Source organism: Pseudarthrobacter sp. IC2-21, assembly GCF_034048115.1.
GTDB classification, from domain to species: domain Bacteria; phylum Actinomycetota; class Actinomycetes; order Actinomycetales; family Micrococcaceae; genus Arthrobacter; species Arthrobacter naphthalenicus.
This window is the reverse complement of sequence record NZ_CP139145.1, coordinates 3,234,329-3,255,231: the sequence shown is the minus strand read 5'-3', so window position 1 is coordinate 3,255,231 and position 20,903 is coordinate 3,234,329. Positions and strand designations below refer to the sequence as shown.

The following is a 20,903-nucleotide window of genomic DNA, read 5'->3' as shown; positions in this document are numbered from 1 at the left end:
ACCGTTGGAATCCATCACACCCAAGCTCATCAACTGGGCCTCGATCCTGGATGAGAACACCCGGGCGCAGGCCATCGCCACGTCCACGCTGCCCTTCATCTATCCCCACCTCGCCCTGATGCCGGACGCGCATCTGGGCAAGGGCGCCACGGTGGGCTCCGTCATTCCCACCCTGCGCGCCATCATCCCGGCCGCCGTGGGCGTGGACATCGGCTGCGGCATGATCGCCGTCCGGACCCAGTACTCGGTCCAGGACCTGCCCCGGGACCGGAAGCGGCTGCGCGAAGACATTGAACGCGTGATCCCGCTGTCCGCCGGCCACAACAACCGGACCGTCAAAGCCACTGCCGAGCCGCGGATCGCCGAGCTCAGGAAGCTCGCAGCCAAGGCAGGCTTCAACCCTGCCCAGTACGTGGAAAAGTGGGAGCTGCAGCTGGGCTCCCTGGGCTCGGGCAACCACTTCATCGAGGTCTCCGCCGACGAATCCGACGCCGTCTGGCTGTTCCTGCACTCCGGGTCCCGCGGCGTAGGCAACAAGATCGCCCAGCACCATATCGGCGTCGCACAACAGGTGAACCGGAAGCGTGGCACCAGGCTGCCCGATCCGGACCTCGCGTATTTGGAGGAAGGCACGTCCGAGTTCGACCGGTACATCAAGGAGCTCCGCTGGGCCCAGCATTTCGCGCTGCTGAACCGCGAGGAAATGATGGACCGCGTCATCACGCAGTTCAGCCACTGGGTGGGAGGCCCCGTCACCGAGCGGGAACGGATCAACTGCCACCACAACTTCACCCGGCAGGAGACGCACTACGGGAAGTCGGTGTGGGTCTCCCGCAAGGGGGCCATCAAAGCCGAGCACGGCGATCCCGGACTGATCCCCGGATCGATGGGGACGGCGTCGTACGTTGTGGAGGGACTCGGCAACCCCGTTTCCCTCAATTCCTCCCCGCACGGCGCCGGCCGCGGGTATTCGCGGACCGCGGCGCGCAAGACCTTCTCGCTGGCGGAGCTGAAGACGGCCATGCAGGGGATTGAGTTCCGGGCCACCGAGGCGTTCATTGACGAGATTCCGGCGGCGTACAAGCCGATCGACCAGGTCATGCAGGACGCCGCGGGCCTGGTCACGGTGCGGCACAAGCTGCGCCAGCTGATCAACGTTAAGGGTGACTGACCAGGGCCACAGTGGCTGAATCCTGCTGCCTTGGATACTCTGCAGGGTACAGGCCACGCGGGAATCCGAGGGGGACCGGTTGGAAGATCATGAGTCACTCGTTGCCCGCTCCCTGGAGCAATACGAGGCACGCCTGCCGCGCCTGAATAGGGCATCTGATGCGATCGGGCACGCCATCCGGGCCAGGCTCCGGGACGATGGCCTGAACCATCACACCGTGCAGTCGAGGGTGAAGGACCCGGTTTCCGTCAGGGGAAAGCTTGACCGGCTCACCGCGGACGGACGGTTCAAGTATGAACACGGCCTCGAACAGCTCGACGACCTCATCGGGGTCCGCGTGATCATGTTTCTCGAGCCGGACATCGCGGACGTGGCCACAGCACTCAAGGGCCAGTTCAACTGCCGCGAGGACGATGACAAGACCAGCTCCCAGCGGCGGAACGGCCAGATCGGCTACGCCGGGAGGCACCTCATCCTCGAAGTCCCGGCGGAAAACGTGCCGGTGGGCTGCCAGGCTTATATCGGTGAGCGTTTCGAGGTTCAGATCAGGACCGTGCTGCAGCATGCCTGGGCTGCCTTTGAGCATGACATCCGCTACAAGGGCCTCGCCGAGTCCAACGCTGAGGTGGACCGCGCGTTCACCATGGCGTCAACGCTGATCGAACTGGCGGACGCGCAGTTCTCGGCCATCAACGACATCGTCAAGCGCCGCCAGGCTGAAAGCACGGCCGGGTTTGCGGTGGACCCCGCCGCCACCGAACTCACCGGGGACATCCTCCAGGACATGCTCGCGCGGCTGCTGCCCGAGCACCCCAGGAGCCAGGCCCGCCAATACACCTGGCTGGGGGACCTGCTGGCTGCCAACGGCGTGCGCACGGTGGCCGACGCCGAAGGGCTCTTTGGTGCCGCGGACTGGTCTGGCGTGGCCAAGCGGATGGACTACAAATTCCGCGCCGGGCACGTCCGCATCGCCGACGACTTCCTGCTGAAGACCTGGGGCCCGGACTACATTGCGCGCACCAAGTCGCTGGGGGATGACCCCAAGCGGGAAGCGAAGCTGACGCACCGGCTGGAGCGCATGCAGGACTAACCCCGGCGACGCCCCGCCGCCGGGTATGGGGCCTGGAATATGACGCCGCGTGAACGTGCGTGACCCCCCGTTTCTGCTTCATTGAATGGGTTTAAGCCACTCCCTATGGTGAAACAATGACAAGTTCCAAGCCCGGGATGACCCGCATAGTGGCAGGCGAAAATGCTGTCCCACGGCGCAAGCGCGCCGTCGAAGCAGCCCTGGCCATCGGGCTCGTGCTGCTAATTGGCATCGGCGCCGTGGTGGCGTCCAGCATTTCGCGCGATGCGGCCGCAGAGGCTGCCCCGGCGCCCGCACCGGCCGAGGAACTGAAGCTGGGCTACTTCGGAAACCTGACCCACGCCGCCGCGCTGGTGGGCGTGAAGCAGGGGATCCTGGCCCGGAACCTCGGCCCCACCAAACTCAGCACCGAAACGTTCAACGCCGGGCCCGCCGCCATCGAAGCCCTGAATGCCGGCGCCATTGATGCGGCCTACATCGGCCCCAACCCGGCCATCAACTCCTTCGTCAAAAGCCACGGGGAGTCCGTCAGCGTCATCGCGGGCGCCGCTGCGGGCGGGGCGCAGCTGGTGGTCAAGCCCGGCATCAGCTCCGCAGCTGACTTGCGTGGCAAGACCCTGGCCTCGCCTCAGCTGGGCGGTACCCAGGATGTGGCGCTCCGGGCGTGGCTGTCCTCGCAGGGCTACAGGACCAACGTGGACGGCAGCGGGGACGTCGCCATCAATCCCACGGATAACGCGCAGACGCTGAAGCTGTTCCAGGACGGAAAGCTCGACGGCGCGTGGTTGCCTGAGCCGTGGGCCTCCCGTCTGGTGCTGACCGCCGGGGCGAAGGTGCTGGTGGACGAAAAGGACCTGTGGGACGGCTCGCTGTCCGGCAAGGCCGGCGAGTTCCCCACCACCATCCTGATCGTGAACAAGACGTTCGCCGCCGAACACCCGGACACCGTCAAGGCCCTCCTCCGCGGCCACGCCGAATCCGTGGCCTGGCTGAACAATGCACCAGCCGCGGAGAAGGCGGATGTCATCAACTCCGCGCTCCAGGAATCGGCCGGCGCGGCGCTGCCTGCCGGCGTGCTGGAACGGTCCCTGCAGAGCATCATTTTCACCGTCGACCCGCTCGCCGGGACCTACCCCAAACTGCTCAAAGACGGAGTGGCGGCCGGCACCACCAAACAGGCCGACATCGCCGGCCTGTTCGACCTCCGCGCCCTGAACGACGTGATCGGCGCCGGCCGGCACATCTCCGCCGCCGGCCTTGGCCGGGACTGACCTTAGCAGGGACTGACCTCGCTGCCACAGCACCACCACCAACGTAAGGACGGGACCATGCCAGTCATACTGGAACAGCTGGGCAAGCGCTTCGGCGACGGCGCCCCGGTGCTGGAGGATGTCAACGCCACCATCGGCTCGGGCGAGTTCGTCGCCCTCCTCGGTGCGTCCGGCTGCGGCAAATCCACCCTGCTGAACATCATGGCGGGACTGGAGGCCCCGACGTCGGGCGCCCTGGAAGTTCCCAGCGACGGCGCTGCCTTTATGTTCCAGGACGCCGCCCTGTTCCCGTGGCTGACCGCGCGGGAAAACATCGAACTTGCCCTCAAGCTGCGCGGTGTGGGGAAGGCCGAGCGGCGTGTCAAGGCCGACGAACTCCTGGACCTGGTGCACCTCGGCGGTGCCGGGGACAAGCGCCCGCACGAACTCTCCGGCGGCATGCGCCAGCGCGTGGCACTGGCCCGGGCGCTCTCGCAGGACCGGCAGCTGCTGCTGATGGATGAGCCGTTCGCCGCCCTCGACGCCATTACCCGCGACCTCCTCCACGATGAGCTGGAACGCATCTGGAAGGAAACCGGGCGCACCATCGTTTTTGTCACGCACAACGTCCGCGAGGCCGTGCGGCTGGGCCAGCGCGTGCTGTTGCTGTCCTCCCGCCCCGGCCGGGTGGTCCAGGAATGGGCCGTCACCGAGGAACACCGAACCGACGCCGGCCTCGCCGGACAGCTGACCGGGGTCATCACCGCCCGGCTCCGTGAGGAGATCCGCCGCCATGCCAAGTAAGTTCCTGTCCGGCTCCGCGCCGGATGCCGCCCCCGCCCCTTCGCGGGACGGCGATGCTGCAAGCAGCATCGCGTCCCGCTCAGGAAGGCCCGAGGCCACTCCCTGGGCGGCATCCGGCGCTGCGCCCGCAGCCCGCGAGCACGTCCATGCCGCCCTGACCCGCACGTCCACCGGGACCGAGGACCTGCGTGAGCTCGAATCCGGGCTGGACTCGCTCCAGTCCGATACCTCGCGCAAGCACCGGATCGACTGGAGCCGGGTGCTCCTGCCGGTCGCCGCCCTGGTGGTCCTGGTCCTGGCCTGGCAGATCTACGTCTCGCTGGGCGTCAAGCGCCGTGACCTTGTCCCGGGCCCGCTCGACGTCCTGGGACAGGTTGGAGTGCTCTGGGGCGAGGGCAAGCTGCAGGAAGCGGTCTGGACCTCGCTCCAGCGCGGAGTAGTGGGGTTCCTGATTTCGGTGGCCATCGCAACGCCAGTGGGGCTGCTGCTGGCCCAGGTTGCTCCGCTGCGCCGTGCCTTCGGGCCATTGATCTCCGGACTGCAGGTGCTGCCATCCGTGGCCTGGGTTCCTGCCGCGATCATCTGGTTCGGCCTCTCGGACGCCACCGTGTACTTCGTGATTTTCATGGGCGCCATTCCGTCCATCATCAACGGGCTCATCTCCGGCGTGGACCAGATCCCGCCCCAATACCGCCGGGTGGGCACGGTCCTGGGCGCGAACCGACTCCAGATGGCCCTGCAAATCATCCTTCCCGCCGCACTGCCCGGCTACCTCAGCGGTCTCAAGCAGGGCTGGGCCTTCTCTTGGCGCTCCCTCATGGCCGCTGAAATCATTGCCGTGGGCGGCACCATCGGCTTCGGCCTGGGCTCGCTGCTGGATCAGGGCCGGGTTCTTTCCGACATGACCATCGTGATGGCCGCCATCCTGCTGATCCTCGCCGTCGGCATCCTCATCGAGCTTTTGGTGTTCGGGCCCATCGAGAAGCGACTCCTCCGCAGCCGCGGCCTCCTCGCCGGCAGCACCCGCTAGGCCGCTCTACCTAAGAGGCACACAAGTTCCGCTCAATGCCCGACGGCGAGTCCCGCCGTCGGGCATTGCTGTTTCCTGCGCCAGCGGCCAAACCGGGGCACTTCGACACGGACACGCCGCTGATTCGGCCGGTTCGGGGCCCGAGCCCCGTCAATGTGCCCCAGGACGGCGGGCGGCTGGCCTGATCGGTGAAGGCCAGCAGGTGACCTGGCAGGCCTGGCATTTCGGCGTCCCGCAGCGTGGATGCATCATGACGGACCGGGTGGAGTTCACCGCGCCCTTCGGGATCCTGGGGCGCCTCGTCGAAAAGCTGGTGCTCCGCCGGTACCTGGAGCGCCTCATCGCCCACCGTGGGAGGTTCCTGGCCGGCGCCACCAGCCGAACCGGGGCACATTGACACGGAAACGCCGCCCCCTGAGCCCGCCCGGGGCCCGGTCACCGGCAATATGCCCCCCGACGGCGCCCCGGCCATATGTGACGCGGCGTTACCTTACGTGAACGGGTGTTTCCGCCGTCATTGGTGGTCATACGGCGCGGCCCTACCGTTGATCCATGGCAATTCAGGATATTTACCCCACCGCGCTGCGGCTCCTCGGCCGCCCCGTGCTGGTGGTGGGCGGCGGCCCGGTGGCTGCCCGCCGCGCCAAAGGACTGCTCGACGCCGGTGCGCAGGTCACCGTCGTGGCTCCCGCTGCCTCCGCCGCTCTCCAGGAACTGGCCGACGCCGGGCTCCTCACCTGGGAGCCGCGGCCCTACCGCCGCGAAGACGTGGACGGCGTCTGGTTCGTCCAGACGGCAACCGGCGATCCCGCCGTGGACACCGAAGTTTCACAAGATGCCGAAGCGCAGCGCATCTGGTGCGTCAACGCCTCCGATCACGAAGCCTCGGCAGCCTGGACTCCCGCCGTCGCCGTGGTGGATGACGTGCATATTGCCGTCAACGCCGGGGGAGACCCGCGCCGCGCCATGGCCCTGCGGAACGCCGTCGCCACCGCACTCGATACCGGCGACCTCCCGCTGCGCCGCCGCCGTGCCCACCGCGGCTCTGTTGCCCTGGTCGGCGGCGGACCGGGCGATTCCGGCCTCATCACTGTCCGCGGCCGCCGGCTCCTGGGCCAGGCCGACGTCGTGGTTGCCGACCGTCTGGGCCCGCGCGAACTGCTGAATGAACTCGCCCCGGACGTCCGCGTCATCGAAGTGGGCAAGACTCCGGGCCACCATCCTGTCCCGCAGGCCGACATCAACCGCATCCTCGTCGACGAGGCGCAGCAGGGCCACCGCGTGGTCCGGCTCAAGGGCGGCGACCCGTACGTCCTGGGCCGCGGCGGCGAGGAAGCCGAATACTGCCGGCAGCACGGCGTCGAGGTGGAAGTCGTCTCCGGCGTCACCTCCGCGATCTCCGTTCCGGCCGCCGCCGGCATCCCCGTCACGCACCGCGGCCTGGCCAAGGGCTTCAGCGTGGTCACCGGCCACGAGGAACTGTCCGAGGTTCCTGCCCGGGCCGACCACACTGTGGTGCTGCTCATGGGAGTGGGCCAGCTCCGCGATTCGGCGTCTGCTCTGGGCAAAGCCGGTCTCCCTGCGGACACCCCCGTTGGTATTGTTGAAAACGGCTATTTGCCGAATCAGCGCGTGACCATCGGCACGCTAGGTTCCATCGCCGACCAGGCAGAGGCCATCGGCGTCGCAAATCCTGCGGTGATCGTGATCGGTGACGTTGTCCGCGTCAGCCCGTTCGCGCCGTCGCACTTCAAGACGGCCGATTACAGCACCACCACCCCGAACCGCCCCCGCACCAACCAGACCATACCAAGCAACACCCCGAGAACCACCAGCGTCCTCACCCCCTAGCCCTCACCCAACTAGGTAGCAGCAAGTGTCGTTATGAGCCCTCAAAACGACAGATAGCGCTACCTAGTTGGGACGGACCGAAGAAGAAGGAACACAGCCGTGTCATCAAGCACCTCCGTAGGATCTGCCGAGCGTCCGCTGCGCGTTGCCGTCGTGGGCTCCGGCCCGGCCGGCGTTTACGCCGCGGACATCATCACCAAGAGCGAAGCCGTCAAGAGCGGCGAGCTGACCGTCAGCATCGACCTCTTTGACCGCTACCCGGCACCCTACGGCCTGATCCGCTACGGCGTGGCACCGGACCACCCGCGCATCAAGGGCATCGTCAACGCACTGCACAAGGTCCTGGACCGTGGCGATATCCGCTTCTTCGGCAACGTGGAGTACGGCACGGACCTCACCATCGAGGACCTCCGGACCCACTACGACGCCGTCATCTTCGCCACCGGCGCCATCAAGGACGCGGACCTGAACATCCCGGGCATCGAACTGGAGGGTTCCTTTGGCGGCGCGGACTTCGTCTCCTGGTACGACGGCCACCCGGATGTCCCCCGTGAATGGCCCCTCGAGGCCAAGGAGATCGCCGTGATCGGCAACGGCAACGTGGCCCTGGACGTGGCCCGCGTCCTGTCCAAGCACGCCGACGACCTGCTGGTCTCCGAAATCCCGGACAACGTCTACGCGGGGCTGAAGGCCTCGCCCGTCACGGACGTGCACGTCTTCGGCCGCCGCGGCCCCGCCCAGGTCAAGTTCACCCCGCTGGAGCTCCGCGAGCTGTCCCACTCCAAGGACGTGGACATCATCCTGTACGCCGAGGACTTCGAGTTCGACGAGGAATCGGACCGCCAGATCCAGAGCAACAACCAGACCAAAACCATGGTGGGCACCCTCACCAACTGGATCGCCGAACAGCCCGAGGACCTCTCCGAGCTCAAGGCCTCCCGCCGCCTGCACCTGCACTTCCTGCACAGCCCCGTGGAAATCTACGATTCCCCGGAGAACCCGGGCCAGGTTGCCGGCATGAAGTTCGAGCGCACCGAACTGGACGGCACCGGCAACGCCCGCGGCACCGGCGAGTTCGTGGACTACCCTGTCCAGGCCGTGTACCGCGCCATCGGCTACTTCGGTTCGGCGCTGCCGGACGTGGAGTTCGACCACAAAAAGGGCGTGGTCCCGAACGACGGCGGCCGCGTCCTGGATGCCTCCGGAACCCATGTGCCGGGCATCTACGCCACCGGCTGGATCAAGCGCGGCCCCGTCGGCCTGATCGGCCACACCAAGGGCGACGCCCTCGAGACCGTGACGTACCTGCTGGAAGACCGCCAGAACCTGCCCTTAGCCCAGGCACCCGAGGCGGACGCCGTCGTCGAACTTCTCGACGCCCGCGGTGTGAAGTTCACCAGCTGGGAGGGCTGGCTTGCCCTGGACGCCCACGAACTCGCACTCGGCGCGGCGGCCACGGAGGCCGGCGGCTCCCACGGCGTGGAGGTCAAGCGTGAGCGCATCAAGGTGGTGCCGCGCGAGGACATGGTTGCCATCTCCCGCGACGGCGTCACCGCCACGGTCTAGCAGCCAGGACAAGCAACGCGGGGTCACTTTACGCCCGATTTCACTGCGGAATTGAGCGGAAAGTGACCCCGCGTTGCTGCGTTCCGGATTCCGTATCTGAGCCGGCCGGATCAGGAACCGGCTGGCACCACGACTCCAAAGGAGCCCTCGTTGAGTGCGTCGGCCGTCGCGGAGGGGGCCACCACGCCAAAGTCGTAGCCCTGCGCCCGCAGTGCGTCGATGGTGCCGGCAAGGTAGGTCCACTGCGACGCCGGGCAGGACAGGACGTCGTTCCCGTCGTGGAGCAGAATGATCGCGCCGGGCGCCGCTTCGTCCAGGACGTACTTCTGGACGCCGGCCGCACCGGGGCATTCAAAATCGCCGGGTTGGCCTACGTGCCAGTGCCATTGGATCCCGCCGCTCATGCCGAGGCCCCTAATGTACTCGAGGGAGTAGGGGGTGCTGTTTCCGAACGGGAAACGCACGAGCTTTGGCGCCGTGCCGGTGATGGTCTGGATCGCGGTGTTGGTGCGGTCAATTTCCTGCTTCTGGCTTGCCTGGTTGAGGTCCGGGAAGTTGGCGTGATCCCACGCGTGGTTGCCGATGACGTGCCCCTCGGCTTCGATTCGGCGGACGAGGTCGGGGTACTGCTGTGCGTGGGAGCCCTGGAGGAAGAACGTCGCCTTGACGCCCTTCTGTTTGAGGACGTCGAGGACGAATGCGGTGCGCTCGGCCGAGGGCCCGTCGTCGAAGGTCAGGCCGATCAGCGGCTTGTCGGCGGCTTGGGCCGCCACGGTTGGGGTGCCGGCCAGCAAAGCCAGGACCAGGCTCGCGCCCGCCAGGGACGTGACGGCAATCTTGCTCTTTCTCATGGTGCTCATCTTCCCTTCCGTAGGGTGTCTGCAACCTTGCTAGAGGAGCACCCTACGGCGGCACCCGGGCACTGTAAACACCTAATTTCCGGGCAGGCCGCCGCCGGGGACAACCATGGGGTACGGCACCTGGGTCACATAGGGGGGGCGGCCATCAGATAGGGGTTTGCTGTGCGGCCGGCACACCAGTTGGGGCCGGCCCCACCAGCAGCGGCCTTCCATATCAACGCCCGGCGCCGCCCGCGGCCATCAGTTCGAGCCGCTTGAGGGTTTCCGTGTTGCGCACGTCGATCACGGGGTCGCGCACCAGCTTGGGGATCAGCTTTCCGGGGCCCTTGATGGCGTCCTCGGCGATGGTGACGCGGCACTGTGCGCCCATGTCCTCCAGGGTGATGGCCACCTTGGCTTCGCCGATGGGCCACCCGCGTGCCACCAGTTCCAGCGAGCGGCCGGGCTCGACGGCGGTCACGCGGCTGCTGTCGTCTATCAGCAGCGGCCAGGCGCCCACGGAATGGTGCAGCCGGGCCCCAAGTTCGGGCCAGTGGCCGTCAACGGCCCGGATCCTCGAGGCGCCCACCACCCAGCCGGAGTACAGCCAGCCATCGGCGATGACCTTCCAGACGTCTTCGGCCGGGGAGTTGAATACGCGGGAAACGGTTGACATGGCTTGCCTTCCTTTTGGTGGTGCGAAAAGCCCTTACATGGTGGGAAAAGGCTACATGCGTCCGAAGCGGGCACGGACGAGGGCAAAGACGCCGTAGCAGATGAAACCGAACCCGACTGCGACGAGCAGGTAGGGGCCAAACGGGTGGTCGCGGAGCGCCTTCAGGCTTCCGTCCAAGCCGGTGGACTCTTCGGGGCTGCGCTTCCCGGCGGCGATGACGAAGAGCAAACCCGCGAGGTTCAAGGCGATGCCTTTGGCCACGTGCCCGGTGACGCCCAGGGAGTCGATCAGCCGGCCACGGCGGGTCCCGTCAAAGTGGAAGAGTTCCTCCTTGAACCCGCGCCGGAGTCCCTTGACTACGAAGTAGACTCCCACCCCCATGACGGTGAGGCCCAGCGCCACCAGCGCAGGCAGCCCAAGCGGGGTAGTGAGCAGGGCGGTGCTGAAGTCGCGGGTGGTTTCGCCGGAGTCCCCGCGCATTCCGACGGCGAACCCGGCGAAACTGAGCCCCACACTTCCGTAGGCGACGGCGAGGAAGCCGGAGGAGACCAGTTTGCCCAACCGCTCCTTGCGGGGCAGGTGCCTGGCGCGGAGGGTGGCTTCGCTCAGCTGCCAGAGGGCCAAGCCGGTGCAGGCGACCACGCAGACCCACAGGATGGCGGGTCCCCACGGGTTGGCGGCCAACTGCTCGATGGCCCCGGTGGGTTCCGCCTCACCAGGTTGCCCGAAGGCCAGCGCGATGGCGATGGCGCCGATGATGATGTGGAGCAGCGCCATCACGGCAAATCCCGAGCGCGCCACGACGTCGAGCGCCTTGGTGTCGGACGCTTCCTCGACGGCGTCTGCCGCTTCACTGATGCCGGAATCCCCGTTTGTCATGACTTAGCCGTTCATGGGCCCCTCTGCGTGCAGTTTCCCGGCGCCGGGGCCCTCAACATGGACTGTGCAGCGGACCACCAGCTTGCCCGGGGCGTGGTCAAGCTCCACCAGGCTGTCGTTGGCGCTCAACGAGGTGAAGACCTCCGAGCCTTCCACCACCGTGACGCCGCGGGCCTTTGCCGTCTGGGTCGCGTTGTCCAGGGCTTCCCTCTCCAGGCCGGCCATATAGCCGCCGTCATTTTCCCTGGCAGGATCGCCGAAAGCCCAACCGAACAAAGTCCCTGTTTCCATGGCCACGATGTTACGCGTCCCCGTCATGGACGGCGGACTTCCGTAACATTACTAAGTGTGCTTACCATGGCGTGTGCCTGACCTTCGGGAAATCGGCAACGACCGTACAAGCATTCGGAACCAGCTCAACGTGAGGAATACACATCATGGCAGGAAATCTTGTTGCCCGCGCCGTTCACGACCTGACGGCCGCGGCGTGGTTCGGCGGTTCACTCATGGGCGCAATCGGGCTGAACGGGGCGGCTGCGGAAGCCAAGGACCCGGCCGAACGTACCCGGCTCTCCAGCGCAGGCTGGATGAAGTGGGCGCCCGTGCAGACGGCGGCGTTCGCCTCGCACCTGGTGGCGGACCTGGCCATTGCGTGGGAGAACAAGGGGCGCATTGCCAAGCAGGAGGGCGTGGCCCGGGACACGGTCATCAAGACCGCGGTGACCGTGGCCGGCGCGGCCGTGACGCTTTATGCAGGCATCCTGGGCAAGAAGGTGGACCAGCTGGCGGACCAGGGCGGCGAGGGTGCCACCGAGCCCAGGGCCGGAGCTTCGGATGAGCTGAAGTCGGCGCAGCAGCAGCTCAAGATGCTGCAGTGGGCCATCCCGGGCTTCGCCGCAGCGGTGATCATCCTCGGCGCCAAGCACGGTGAGATGCAGCGGCCCAAGAACGTGTTCGCCGGCCTCCGCTCCTAACGGGAGCTCCTAACGGGAGCTCCTAACGGGAGCCGCTAACGGGAGCCGCGGCAGCAAAAGCAGGAAACGCACGACGGCGGTCCGGCACGTGGGTGCCGGACCGCCGTCGTGTGCGTCGATGTTAACTCACGCCCGGAGATGACGCCCCAGCAGCCCGGGCCGGGTCAGGAATTCAGGTTCCGGCTGACGCTGTCCACAGCGGCGTCGGGGTCGCCGGCCTCGATCGCATCAACCAGTTCGCCGTGGCCCGTACGCGTGAGGCCGTTAAGCCTGCCGCTGCGCTGCTGCTTCAACAGCTCCCGGTGGAACACGTCACCGAAACTGACGTACAGCTCGTGCAGCAGCGGGTTGCCGGAGGCCTGGGCCACGCGCGCATGGAATTGCCAGTCAGCCCGGGCCCACCCCTCGAAGTCCGCGGCCTGCCAGGCGAGTTCCCGGGTGGCGAGGACGGCGCGGAGGGCGGAGACGTCGTCGGCCGTCGCGTTGCGGGCGGCGAGCCGGGCTGCCTGGGTGTCCAGGCCCAGCCTGACCTCCAGGATGTGTTCTTCCGTGTGGTCCTGGTACATGCGCCGGGCGGCGCCGGACATCTCGCTGGTTGCACGGACGTACGTGCCGTCACCGCGGCGGACCTCGAGCATGCCGCTGTGGGCCAGGGCTTTGATGGCTTCGCGGAGGGTGCCGCGGGATACCCCCAGCCCGGCCATGAGCTCCGTCTCGGACGGTATGCGCTGCTGCAGCTGCCATTCGCCGGAATGGATCATCTGGCGGAGTTTGGCCGTGACTTCGTCGGCGAGGGGTTGGCGGTGCGAGGTGCTGAGCGTCATGGGGTCCTGCTCTTCCGGCCGGCAAGGGGAGCGCGCGAGATCAGGTGGGCCACCGCAACCTGGACCACCGCGAGGGACAGCAGCAACGCCACGGGCAGGGTCCAGCTACCGGTAATGCCGTACAGCAGGCCGGTGCCGAACGGGCCCGCCGTGGCCAGCAGGTAGCCGATGGACTGTGCCAGCGTGGACAGGGCCGTGGTCTCCGCAGTGCTGGTTCCGCTCCGGCTGATCATCACCATGACCAGCGGGAAGATGCCCAGGCCGACCCCCAGCAGGACGGCAGGAATGACCGCAAGGCTCACCGGCAGCCACAGCAGCGACGCCAGGCCGGCCAGCATCACCGTGCTGGCCAGGTACAGGGCGGGCCGGAGCATGCGGGGACGCGAACCGATGGCGATGACCAGCATGCCGGCCGGCACGGAAACAAGCTGCATCAGCCCGTACAGCAGGCCGCTGTCCGCCGCGGCAACTCCCATGGTGATCAGCATGGACGGGAACCAGCTGATCAGCGAATAGGCCAGCAGCGCCTGCAGGGTGAAGATGGCGGTGAGCAGCAGGCCCTTTCGGGTGCGCAGCAGGGGCCACGGCGAAATGTGCGTGCTCGCCTTCCGGACGCTGTGCCGGTGAGTGTGCAGCACCACGGGCAGGAAACCCAGGAACGCCGCCACTGCCAGGAACCCGATGGCACCCACGGCGGACGACGGCGAACCCAGGGCCTGGGCCAGCGGGATGACTGCGACCGCCGAGGCCGTGGCGCCGATGGTCATGGTCACGGTGTACAGCATGGTCATTGTGGAGGTGCGGTGGGCGAAGTGCTCGCGAATGAACGACGGCATGGCCACATTGCAGACCGCCAGTCCGGACATCCCGATCACCGTGCCCGCGAGCAGCATGCCGGTGGAAGGGATGCCCCGCAGCAGCAGGCCGCCGGCCAGGAACGCCAACGCCAGCAGGATGGCCTTCTCCACGCCCAGCCGGCCGGTGAGCCACGAAGTCGCCGCCCCGGCCAAGGCGAAGCAGAGCGTGGGAACGGAGGGGATGACGGCGGCCAGCAACGGCCCGTAGCCCAGGACCTGCTGAAGATCGTGCAGCAGTGCCGATGCGCCTGAGATTCCCGCCCGCAGGTTCAGGCCGATGAGCACCAGAGCCACAACCCCGAGTACGACGGCGGTACGCGTCTTGGGCGGGGCAGCGGACAAAGCGGGTGGCGCGGGCGGGGCAGCGGACAAAGCGGGTGGCGCGGGCGGGGCAGTCATGCTTTTCAGGTTAGACGTTAGACGTATGATGTCTGAGTTTCTGTGGGGAATCTCTCTGCAATTAACCTCCCGGGCATAGACTCAGGCCAGCAGGCCGCACGGGGCCCGGCGAAGGCGGAAGGACGGCTGGTTATGGCTTCCCAGCAAGTTGAGGTCGAGAAGAAGTACGACGTCGGCGCTGACGCCGAGGTGCCTGACCTTCGGTTGGTCCCCGGGGTCGCCCGGGTGGGGGAGCCTCGCGTGGACCGTCTCGAGGCGGTGTACTTCGACACCGAAGGCTCGGCGCTCGCTGCCCGCGGGATCACCCTCCGGCGCAGGGTGGGCGGCCACGACGCCGGGTGGCACGCGAAGCTGCCGCCTGAAGCCTCCCAGGACGCGGATTCCGCGTCAGGACCCCGGCGCCGCCGCGAGCTTCACGCGCCGCTCGGCCAGCCCGGCGTCGTGCCTGACAGCCTGCTGGCGCACCTGCTGGTGTATTTGCGCGGCGACGATCCGCTGCCCGTTGTCCGGCTGGAGACCCAGCGCACCACCTATCCGCTTTATGGGGAGGACGGGGTGCACCTCGCGGACCTGGCGGACGATCAGGTCACCGCACAAGTCCTCAAGAGCAGCGGCGCGCAGGACGGTGACTCGGATACCCGGCAGTGGCGGGAATGGGAGCTCGAACTGGTTCATGGAAGCCCGGAGCTCTTTCCTGCCGCCGAGGACGTCCTCACGGCTGCCGGGGCCAGCCCTGCCGGCCACGGGTCCAAGCTGGCAAAGGCCCTGCAGGGGACTGAAGCCAAGGTCCCGGCGGATGACGTCACCGGCGCCGTGCCGCCAAACAATGCGGGTCCACGTAAAAAGGGCCCCGCCTCAGAGCTTCTGGCTGCTTACCTGGCTGCGCAGATCCGCGAAATCCTTGCCCATGATCCGGAGGTCCGGCTGGAGCAGCCCGAAGCGGTGCACCAGCTTCGCTCTGCCACCCGCAGGGCCCGGTCCGCGCTGGCGGCTTACCGCCGGCTTTACAGTGCCGGGGCGGTGAGGCGCCTGCGGGATGAGCTGAAGTGGCTCGGGGGCGTGCTGGGAGCGCCGCGGGACGCCGATGTGATGCTGGACCGGCTGCGGGGGCACGCGGCCGAGCTCCCGGAGGGTGAGGCAGCGGCGGCGGTGGCGGCCCGGTTGGAGGAGGAGCTGGGCAACCGCCTGGACACGTCCTACCGGAAGCTCCAGAAGGCGCTGCTGTCCGAGCGGTACTTCCGGCTTCTTGACGACCTCGATGCTTTCAGCAGCCGGCCGCCGGTCCGGCCCCAGGCCGCGGCCCCGGCCCGGAAGACGGCCGGAAAAGTGGTGGCCAAAGCGGCCAGGCGGCTGCGGCGCGCAGCCAAGGCCGTCAAGCGGTCCCGGCGGGGAGCTCAGCACGAGACGGCGCTGCACGATGTCAGGAAAGATGCCAAGCGGCTGCGCCACGTGGCCGAGTCTGTGGTGCCGGTCCACGGCAAACGCGCCTCGAAAATTGTCCAGGCTGCCCACCGGCAGCAGTCCATCCTCGGTGACTTCCACGACAGTGTGGTGGCCAGGGACCTGCTGGCCGTGCTGGCGGCCGATCCGGACCTGCCGGAAGCGGAAGCCTCGGCCTTCGTCACGCTGCATACCCGGCAGGTCCAGTTGGCAGCAGAGGCCGAGGCCAAGTACTGGAAAGCGCGCAGGAAGTCCCGCCGGCTACTCAAACGCGGGGTCGGGTAACGTCCCTCCTCCGCGGTTTATCGGGCGTTTAGTGACCCCGCGTTGCCTTGAAGCCGGGGACGTCAGACCTGCCGTGCGCCGAGCCGGGTGACGGCGAGGGCGAGCCAGAGCTGGACCCTGTCCGCGGTGAGCGAGGGATCGTAGCCGGTCAGTTCGGTGATCTGGGCCAGCCGGTAGCGTACCGTGTTGCGGTGCAGGGTCAGGGCCTCGGCGACGGCGGCCACGGAGCCGTTGTGGTTCAGATAGCTTTCCAGCGTTGCCATCAGCTCGGAGCCGTGGGTGGCGTCGAACGTGCGCAGCGGGCTGAGGGATTCGTTTGCCATGTCCGCGAGGGGGACATCCTCGCTGGCCAGGAGCAGCGACGTCAGGCTGAGGCGCTCGGGCTCATTGACGGGCAGGCCGTGGCTGGCCGCGTCCCTGGCCTCGAAGTAGCTCCAGCGCAGGCCGTTCGGCTTGGTGTACGCGCCCCCGATCCCGATCGTCGCGTGAATCCCGGCCTCGGCCAGGTGCGAGCTGAGCTGGCGCGCCAGCTCGGAAGCCCCGCTGCCGTCGTCGTGCACCACCACCACCAGGTCCTGGCCGACGACGGCGGCAACCGCGTTCTCCAGCGACTGCGGCACCGAGGTGCTCACCAATGCCTTGTGATGGGCAGCGGATACGGCCAGCAGCACCACGTTCCGGCGGGTGCTGTTCACGCCCACGCCGGCCAGCCGGCGCTGGGCCTCGCTCGTCTCAAGGGCCCCGTGGATGACGTCTTCCAGGACCTGGCCGCACAGGGCCCGCTGGGCCTGGCGCTGCTTAACCATGTTGTTCAGCTCCACGCTGATCAGGTTCTGGGCGTAGCTGATGATGCCGGAATCCTCGAAAGGAAGGCGCACCCAGAGGGTGCAGGCATCGCGGCGTCCGGTGGGGATGGGGTAGGAGGCCCAGGTACGGGCCGAGGGATGCTCGGGGGAGCTGTTGTACAAGAGGGCCGTGAACTGCGTCAGGGCGATGTCCGTGCGGAGCATGCCACCGAGGTGTTTCAGGAGCTGGGTCAGGCCGCCGCCGGTCAGGAGTGCGCGCGCCAGGATCTGGTGGCCGGCGATCAGGCGTTCCAGCTTGGCCACATGGTCCGCGGACTGCGCGTCCGCCACCAGTTTTCCGATGGCGATGAAGGGCGTTTCGTAGGGGACCCGGACCACCGGAAGCCCCCAGCGGTTGGCCTCGGCAAGGAGCGCCGGCGGGACGTCATCGTGCGTGAGCCCGGTGCCGAATCCGATCCCTACGGCTCCCGCACGCTGGACCTGGCGGACAAACCGCCGCTGTTCGGGTGCGGAGCGCAGGCGCATTCCGGTGGTCAGGACCAGTTCCCCGCCGTTGAGGAAGCGTTGCGGGTCCTCCAGTTCCGTGACCGCCACCCAATTGATGTCGTGGTGCCAGGTGGTCTCCGCCAGCCCGGCCTTGGACAGGTGTAGCGACTGGACACCGAGCAGCATCGCGAGGGAAATGGCCATACGCCAAGAATAGACGTGCGCTGGGCGGCCGCACTAAACATGGCCCCGGACGGTGTGCAGGTGGCTATTCCCGTCCTTTCGGCGGGGGCATAGGCTCAGAGCAGCTGCAACACCCTACCGTTTCCCCTGAAAGAGGTTGTACACCGTGGTTCAGACCTTGCAGAACTTCATCAACGGCGAGTTTGTCACCCCGGCCGGCACCACCCTGTTGGACATCGTCAACCCCACCAACGGTGAGCTGGTGGCGAAGGCGCCGGTTTCCGTGCAGGCGGACGTGGACGCCGCCATGGCCGCGGCGAAGGATGCCTTCAAAAGCTGGAAGCAGGTCACCCCCGGCCAACGCCAGCTGATGCTCCTCAAGCTCGCCGACGCCATTGAGGCACACAGCGACGAACTGGTCGAGGCGCAGCACCGCAACACAGGCCAGGTGCGCTCGCTGATAGCAGCCGAGGAAGTGGCTACCGGAGCGGACCAGCTGCGTTTCTTTGCCGGCGCGGCGCGCATCCTGGAAGGCAAATCCGCGGGCGAGTATTTCGAGGGGCACACCTCGTTCGTCCGCCGCGAGCCCATCGGGGTGGTGGCGCAGGTGGCGCCGTGGAATTACCCCTTCCTGATGGCCATCTGGAAGATCGGCCCGGCCCTGGCTGCCGGTAACACCGTGGTGCTCAAGCCCTCGGACACCACGCCCGAGTCCACCCTGGTGCTGGCCCGGCTTGCCGGGGACATCCTGCCCGCCGGGGTCCTGAACGTGGTCCTGGGAACGGGCGAAACCGGTGCGCTGATGGTGGAGCACAAGGTTCCCGGCCTGGTGTCCATCACCGGGTCCGTCCGGGCCGGCATTGCGGTGGCTTCCGGTGCTGCACGCGGCCTCAAGCGCGCCCACCTGGAGCTCGGCGGCAAGGCGCCGGCCATCGTCTTCAAGGACGCGGACATCAAGAAGAGCGCCGCCGCCATCGCCGAATTCGCGTTCTTCAACGCCGGCCAGGACTGCACGGCGATCACCCGTGTCCTGGTGGAGGATTCCGTGCATGACGACGTGGTGGCGGCCATGGTGGAGCACACCAAGACCCTGCACACCGGCTCGCAGAACGATGAAGAGAACTACTTCGGCCCGCTGAACAACGTCAATCACTTCAACGCCGTCACCTCAGTGGTGGAGCACCTCCCGGAGAACTGCAGGATCGTCACCGGCGGCCACCGGGCGGGGGAGAAGGGCTTTTTCTTCGAACCGACCATCATCACCGGGGCAAAGCAGACGGACGACATTGTGCAGAAGGAAACCTTCGGCCCGGTCATCACCGTGCAGAAATTCACCACGGAGGCCGAGGCGCTGGAGCTGGCAAACGACGTCGATTACGCCCTGGCTTCCAGCGTCTGGACCACCGATCACGGCACGGCCATGCGGATGAGCCGCGACCTGGACTTCGGGGCCGTCTGGATCAACACCCACATCCTGCTCACTGCCGAAATGCCCCACGGCGGTTTCAAGCAGTCCGGCTACGGCAAGGACCTGTCCATGTACGGCGTCGAGGACTACACGCGCATCAAGCACGTGATGAGTGCGCTTGACGCCTGACCCGGCCGCCTAACCAAACTTCCTCCGCAGGAACCACGAAAGAGACACCCATGACTACCACCGCACATGACATCGTCTTCCGCCTGGAACAGAAGCGCCGCGTCCAGGCCGACTTCCCCGGCCCCAAATCCATCGCCCTGACCGAACGCCGCCGGGCCGTGGTTGCCGCCGGCGTCGCCTCGAGCGTCCCGGTCTATGTGGCCGATGCCGACGGCGGAATCATCCACGACGTGGACGGGAACTCCTTCATCGACCTCGGCTCGGGCATCGCCGTGACCAGCGTTGGCGCGTCGGATCCCGCCGTGGTGGGGGCCGTGAAAGAAGCGGTGGAACACTTCACCCACACCTGTTTCATGATCACCCCGTACGAAAGCTATGTGGCCCTCGCCGAACAGCTGAACCGGCTGACCCCCGGCGAGCATGAGAAGCGCACCGTACTCTTCAACTCCGGCGCGGAGGCAGTGGAGAACGCCGTGAAGGTGGCCCGCATCGCCACGGGGCGTGACGCCGTCGTCGCCTTTGACCACGCCTACCACGGCCGCACCAACCTGACCATGGCGCTGACGGCCAAGGCCATGCCGTACAAGTCGGGGCCCGGCGGGAGCTTTGGCCCGTTCGCGCCCGAGATCTACCGCATGCCCATGAGTTACCCGTACCGCGAGGAAAACCCGGAGCTCACCGGCACCGAGGCCGCCCAGCGCGCCATCACCATGATTGAAAAGCAGATCGGCGCGGACCTGGTGGCGGCGGTCATCATCGAACCGATCCAGGGCGAGGGCGGCTTCATTGTCCCGGCCGAGGGCTTCCTGCCAGCCCTGGCCGCCTGGGCCCGGGACAAGGGCATCGTCCTCATCGCCGACGAGGTCCAGTCCGGATTCTGCCGCACCGGTGAATGGTTCGCCGTCAACCACGAAGGCGTGGTCCCGGACATCATCACCATGGCCAAGGGCATCGCCGGCGGCATGCCGCTCTCCGCCATCACCGGCCGCGCCGACCTGCTCGACGCCGTCCACGCGGGAGGCCTGGGCGGAACGTACGGCGGAAACCCGGTGGCGTGCGCGGCGGCCCTGGCTGCGATCGGTTCCATGGAGGAGTACAACCTGGCGGGGCGGGCCCGGCATATCGAGGAACTGGCTACCGGCCGGCTGCAGGCCCTGCAGGAAGAACTGGCCGGCGCCGGAAAGGCCGTTGTGGGTGATGTCCGGGGCCGCGGTGCGATGCTGGCCATCGAACTGGTCCACGCCGGTTCGAAGGATCCCAACCCTGAGCTGACCAAAACCGTGGCAGCAGCCTGCCTCAAGGAGGGTGTCATCATCCTCACCTGCGGCACGTACGGGAACGTGATCCGCCTGCTGCCCCCGCTGGTGATCAGCGACGAGCTCCTGATCGACGGCCTGGACGTCCTGGCCGGTGCCATCAGGGCGAACGCCTAGCGCAGCAAGCCCGCACCCAAGAGTGCGGGAGAAGGCAGCACCTCCGGGCGTCCGGGGTGCTGCCTTCTCGTTGTCCTGGCGGCTTCCACAGGGGGTACCTAACGTTCATTGCGGGGAGGTACCCAGTACCCCTGCCTTCTGGGCTGCCACCTAATTCCTGACGTTAACCTGGCCCCTTCCGTAAGTACCCCCAAGAATCTTTTCGAGTACCGACTACTCGTGTTTGGCCTCCTCAGCGCTACGTAACTTGGATTTACCAATGGGCCGGGAATACTGCTCCTGGAAGGCCCCGCTTCAGAGACTCGTCATGAAACCCCTCAATAGGTATCGACACCCCGGAGCCTAGATGGGGAGCGTCGCGGCACTGCCCGCCCGATCCGTTGCCTGCCGGTTTCAGTAAGCGGAACCCCGTTCCCGCTCCTGCCGTCTCAGCCGCCGTCCACGGACAGCGCGGTCCGCCTGC

General features: G+C 67.2%; 19 protein-coding genes. 12 read left to right on the top strand and 7 right to left on the bottom strand.

Annotation, left to right across the window (positions count from 1 at the left end; genetic code table 11):
- Window positions 1-4 precede the first annotated feature (4 nt).
- From SBP01_RS14955 to SBP01_RS14920, 8 genes are all read left to right on the top strand, one after another.
- The gene (locus tag SBP01_RS14955; RefSeq protein WP_320536296.1) at window positions 5-1,171 is read left to right on the top strand and encodes an RtcB family protein; all 1,167 of its coding nucleotides are present in this window, start codon (window positions 5-7) and stop codon (window positions 1,169-1,171) included.
- A gap of 79 nt (window positions 1,172-1,250) precedes the next feature.
- Entirely contained in the window at window positions 1,251-2,261 is a 1,011-nt protein-coding gene (locus SBP01_RS14950) for a GTP pyrophosphokinase family protein (RefSeq protein ID WP_275212115.1), read from the top strand.
- Between the two features lie 137 nt (window positions 2,262-2,398).
- Window positions 2,399-3,532, top strand: a complete 1,134-nt coding sequence (locus SBP01_RS14945) for an ABC transporter substrate-binding protein (protein ID WP_320538363.1) — start codon at window positions 2,399-2,401, stop codon at window positions 3,530-3,532.
- Window positions 3,533-3,589: 57 nt separating this feature from the next.
- Window positions 3,590-4,315, top strand: a complete 726-nt coding sequence (locus SBP01_RS14940) for an ABC transporter ATP-binding protein (protein ID WP_320536295.1) — start codon at window positions 3,590-3,592, stop codon at window positions 4,313-4,315.
- Window positions 4,305-5,345, top strand: coding sequence for an ABC transporter permease (locus tag SBP01_RS14935; RefSeq protein ID WP_320536294.1), 1,041 nt, complete (start codon window positions 4,305-4,307; stop codon window positions 5,343-5,345). Before SBP01_RS14940 ends, SBP01_RS14935 begins: the two co-directional genes overlap by 11 nt.
- A gap of 202 nt (window positions 5,346-5,547) precedes the next feature.
- On the top strand, window positions 5,548-5,742 hold the full coding sequence (locus SBP01_RS14930) for a hypothetical protein (RefSeq protein WP_414004233.1): 195 nt from the start codon (window positions 5,548-5,550) through the stop codon (window positions 5,740-5,742).
- Between the two features lie 155 nt (window positions 5,743-5,897).
- A complete protein-coding gene (gene cobA, locus SBP01_RS14925; RefSeq protein ID WP_320536293.1) occupies window positions 5,898-7,196 on the top strand; it encodes a uroporphyrinogen-III C-methyltransferase in 1,299 nt (432 codons plus the stop codon).
- Window positions 7,197-7,295: 99 nt separating this feature from the next.
- On the top strand, window positions 7,296-8,762 hold the full coding sequence (locus tag SBP01_RS14920) for an FAD-dependent oxidoreductase (protein WP_275212119.1): 1,467 nt from the start codon (window positions 7,296-7,298) through the stop codon (window positions 8,760-8,762).
- A 110-nt stretch (window positions 8,763-8,872) separates the two neighbouring features.
- Here SBP01_RS14920 and SBP01_RS14915 read toward each other — a convergent pair whose 3' ends face one another.
- The 4 genes from SBP01_RS14915 to SBP01_RS14900 all read right to left on the bottom strand — a co-directional run bounded on the left by SBP01_RS14915 (window position 8,873) and on the right by SBP01_RS14900 (window position 11,447).
- Window positions 8,873-9,622 (bottom strand): polysaccharide deacetylase family protein, encoded by a 750-nt coding sequence (locus SBP01_RS14915; RefSeq protein WP_320536292.1) that lies wholly within the window; start codon window positions 9,620-9,622, stop codon window positions 8,873-8,875.
- 214 nt (window positions 9,623-9,836) lie between these two features.
- Entirely contained in the window at window positions 9,837-10,277 is a 441-nt protein-coding gene (locus SBP01_RS14910; RefSeq protein WP_275212121.1) for an SRPBCC family protein, read from the bottom strand.
- A gap of 51 nt (window positions 10,278-10,328) precedes the next feature.
- Window positions 10,329-11,156 (bottom strand): DUF1206 domain-containing protein, encoded by an 828-nt coding sequence (locus SBP01_RS14905; protein ID WP_320536291.1) that lies wholly within the window; start codon window positions 11,154-11,156, stop codon window positions 10,329-10,331.
- Between the two features lie 3 nt (window positions 11,157-11,159).
- The gene (locus tag SBP01_RS14900) at window positions 11,160-11,447 is read right to left on the bottom strand and encodes a hypothetical protein (RefSeq protein ID WP_320536290.1); all 288 of its coding nucleotides are present in this window, start codon (window positions 11,445-11,447) and stop codon (window positions 11,160-11,162) included.
- A 146-nt stretch (window positions 11,448-11,593) separates the two neighbouring features.
- On the opposite strand from SBP01_RS14900, the gene SBP01_RS14895 reads away from it, so the two are divergent.
- Window positions 11,594-12,130, top strand: a complete 537-nt coding sequence (locus SBP01_RS14895; protein ID WP_275212124.1) for a hypothetical protein — start codon at window positions 11,594-11,596, stop codon at window positions 12,128-12,130.
- Window positions 12,131-12,294: 164 nt separating this feature from the next.
- On the opposite strand, the gene SBP01_RS14890 is transcribed toward SBP01_RS14895, so the two are convergent.
- Together SBP01_RS14890 and SBP01_RS14885 are read right to left on the bottom strand one after the other, a co-directional pair.
- Entirely contained in the window at window positions 12,295-12,954 is a 660-nt protein-coding gene (locus SBP01_RS14890; RefSeq protein ID WP_275212125.1) for a FadR/GntR family transcriptional regulator, read from the bottom strand.
- A complete protein-coding gene (locus tag SBP01_RS14885; RefSeq protein ID WP_320536289.1) occupies window positions 12,951-14,210 on the bottom strand; it encodes an MFS transporter in 1,260 nt (419 codons plus the stop codon). The genes SBP01_RS14890 and SBP01_RS14885 overlap by 4 nt, the downstream gene beginning before the upstream one ends.
- A 132-nt stretch (window positions 14,211-14,342) precedes the next feature.
- Between SBP01_RS14885 and SBP01_RS14880 the strand changes: the two genes are divergently transcribed.
- On the top strand, window positions 14,343-15,935 hold the full coding sequence (locus SBP01_RS14880) for a CYTH and CHAD domain-containing protein (RefSeq protein WP_320536288.1): 1,593 nt from the start codon (window positions 14,343-14,345) through the stop codon (window positions 15,933-15,935).
- A gap of 62 nt (window positions 15,936-15,997) precedes the next feature.
- On the opposite strand, the gene SBP01_RS14875 is transcribed toward SBP01_RS14880, so the two are convergent.
- Entirely contained in the window at window positions 15,998-17,431 is a 1,434-nt protein-coding gene (locus tag SBP01_RS14875; RefSeq protein WP_320536287.1) for a PucR family transcriptional regulator, read from the bottom strand.
- 145 nt (window positions 17,432-17,576) lie between these two features.
- Here SBP01_RS14875 and SBP01_RS14870 point away from each other — a divergent pair, with 145 nt between their 5' ends.
- Together SBP01_RS14870 and gabT are read left to right on the top strand one after the other, a co-directional pair.
- A complete protein-coding gene (locus SBP01_RS14870) occupies window positions 17,577-19,007 on the top strand; it encodes an aminobutyraldehyde dehydrogenase (protein WP_275212129.1) in 1,431 nt (476 codons plus the stop codon).
- 50 nt (window positions 19,008-19,057) lie between these two features.
- Window positions 19,058-20,440: a 4-aminobutyrate--2-oxoglutarate transaminase gene (gene gabT, locus SBP01_RS14865; RefSeq protein ID WP_320536286.1), complete on the top strand. Its 1,383-nt coding sequence runs from the start codon at window positions 19,058-19,060 to the stop codon at window positions 20,438-20,440.
- Window positions 20,441-20,903: the final 463 nt, after the last annotated feature.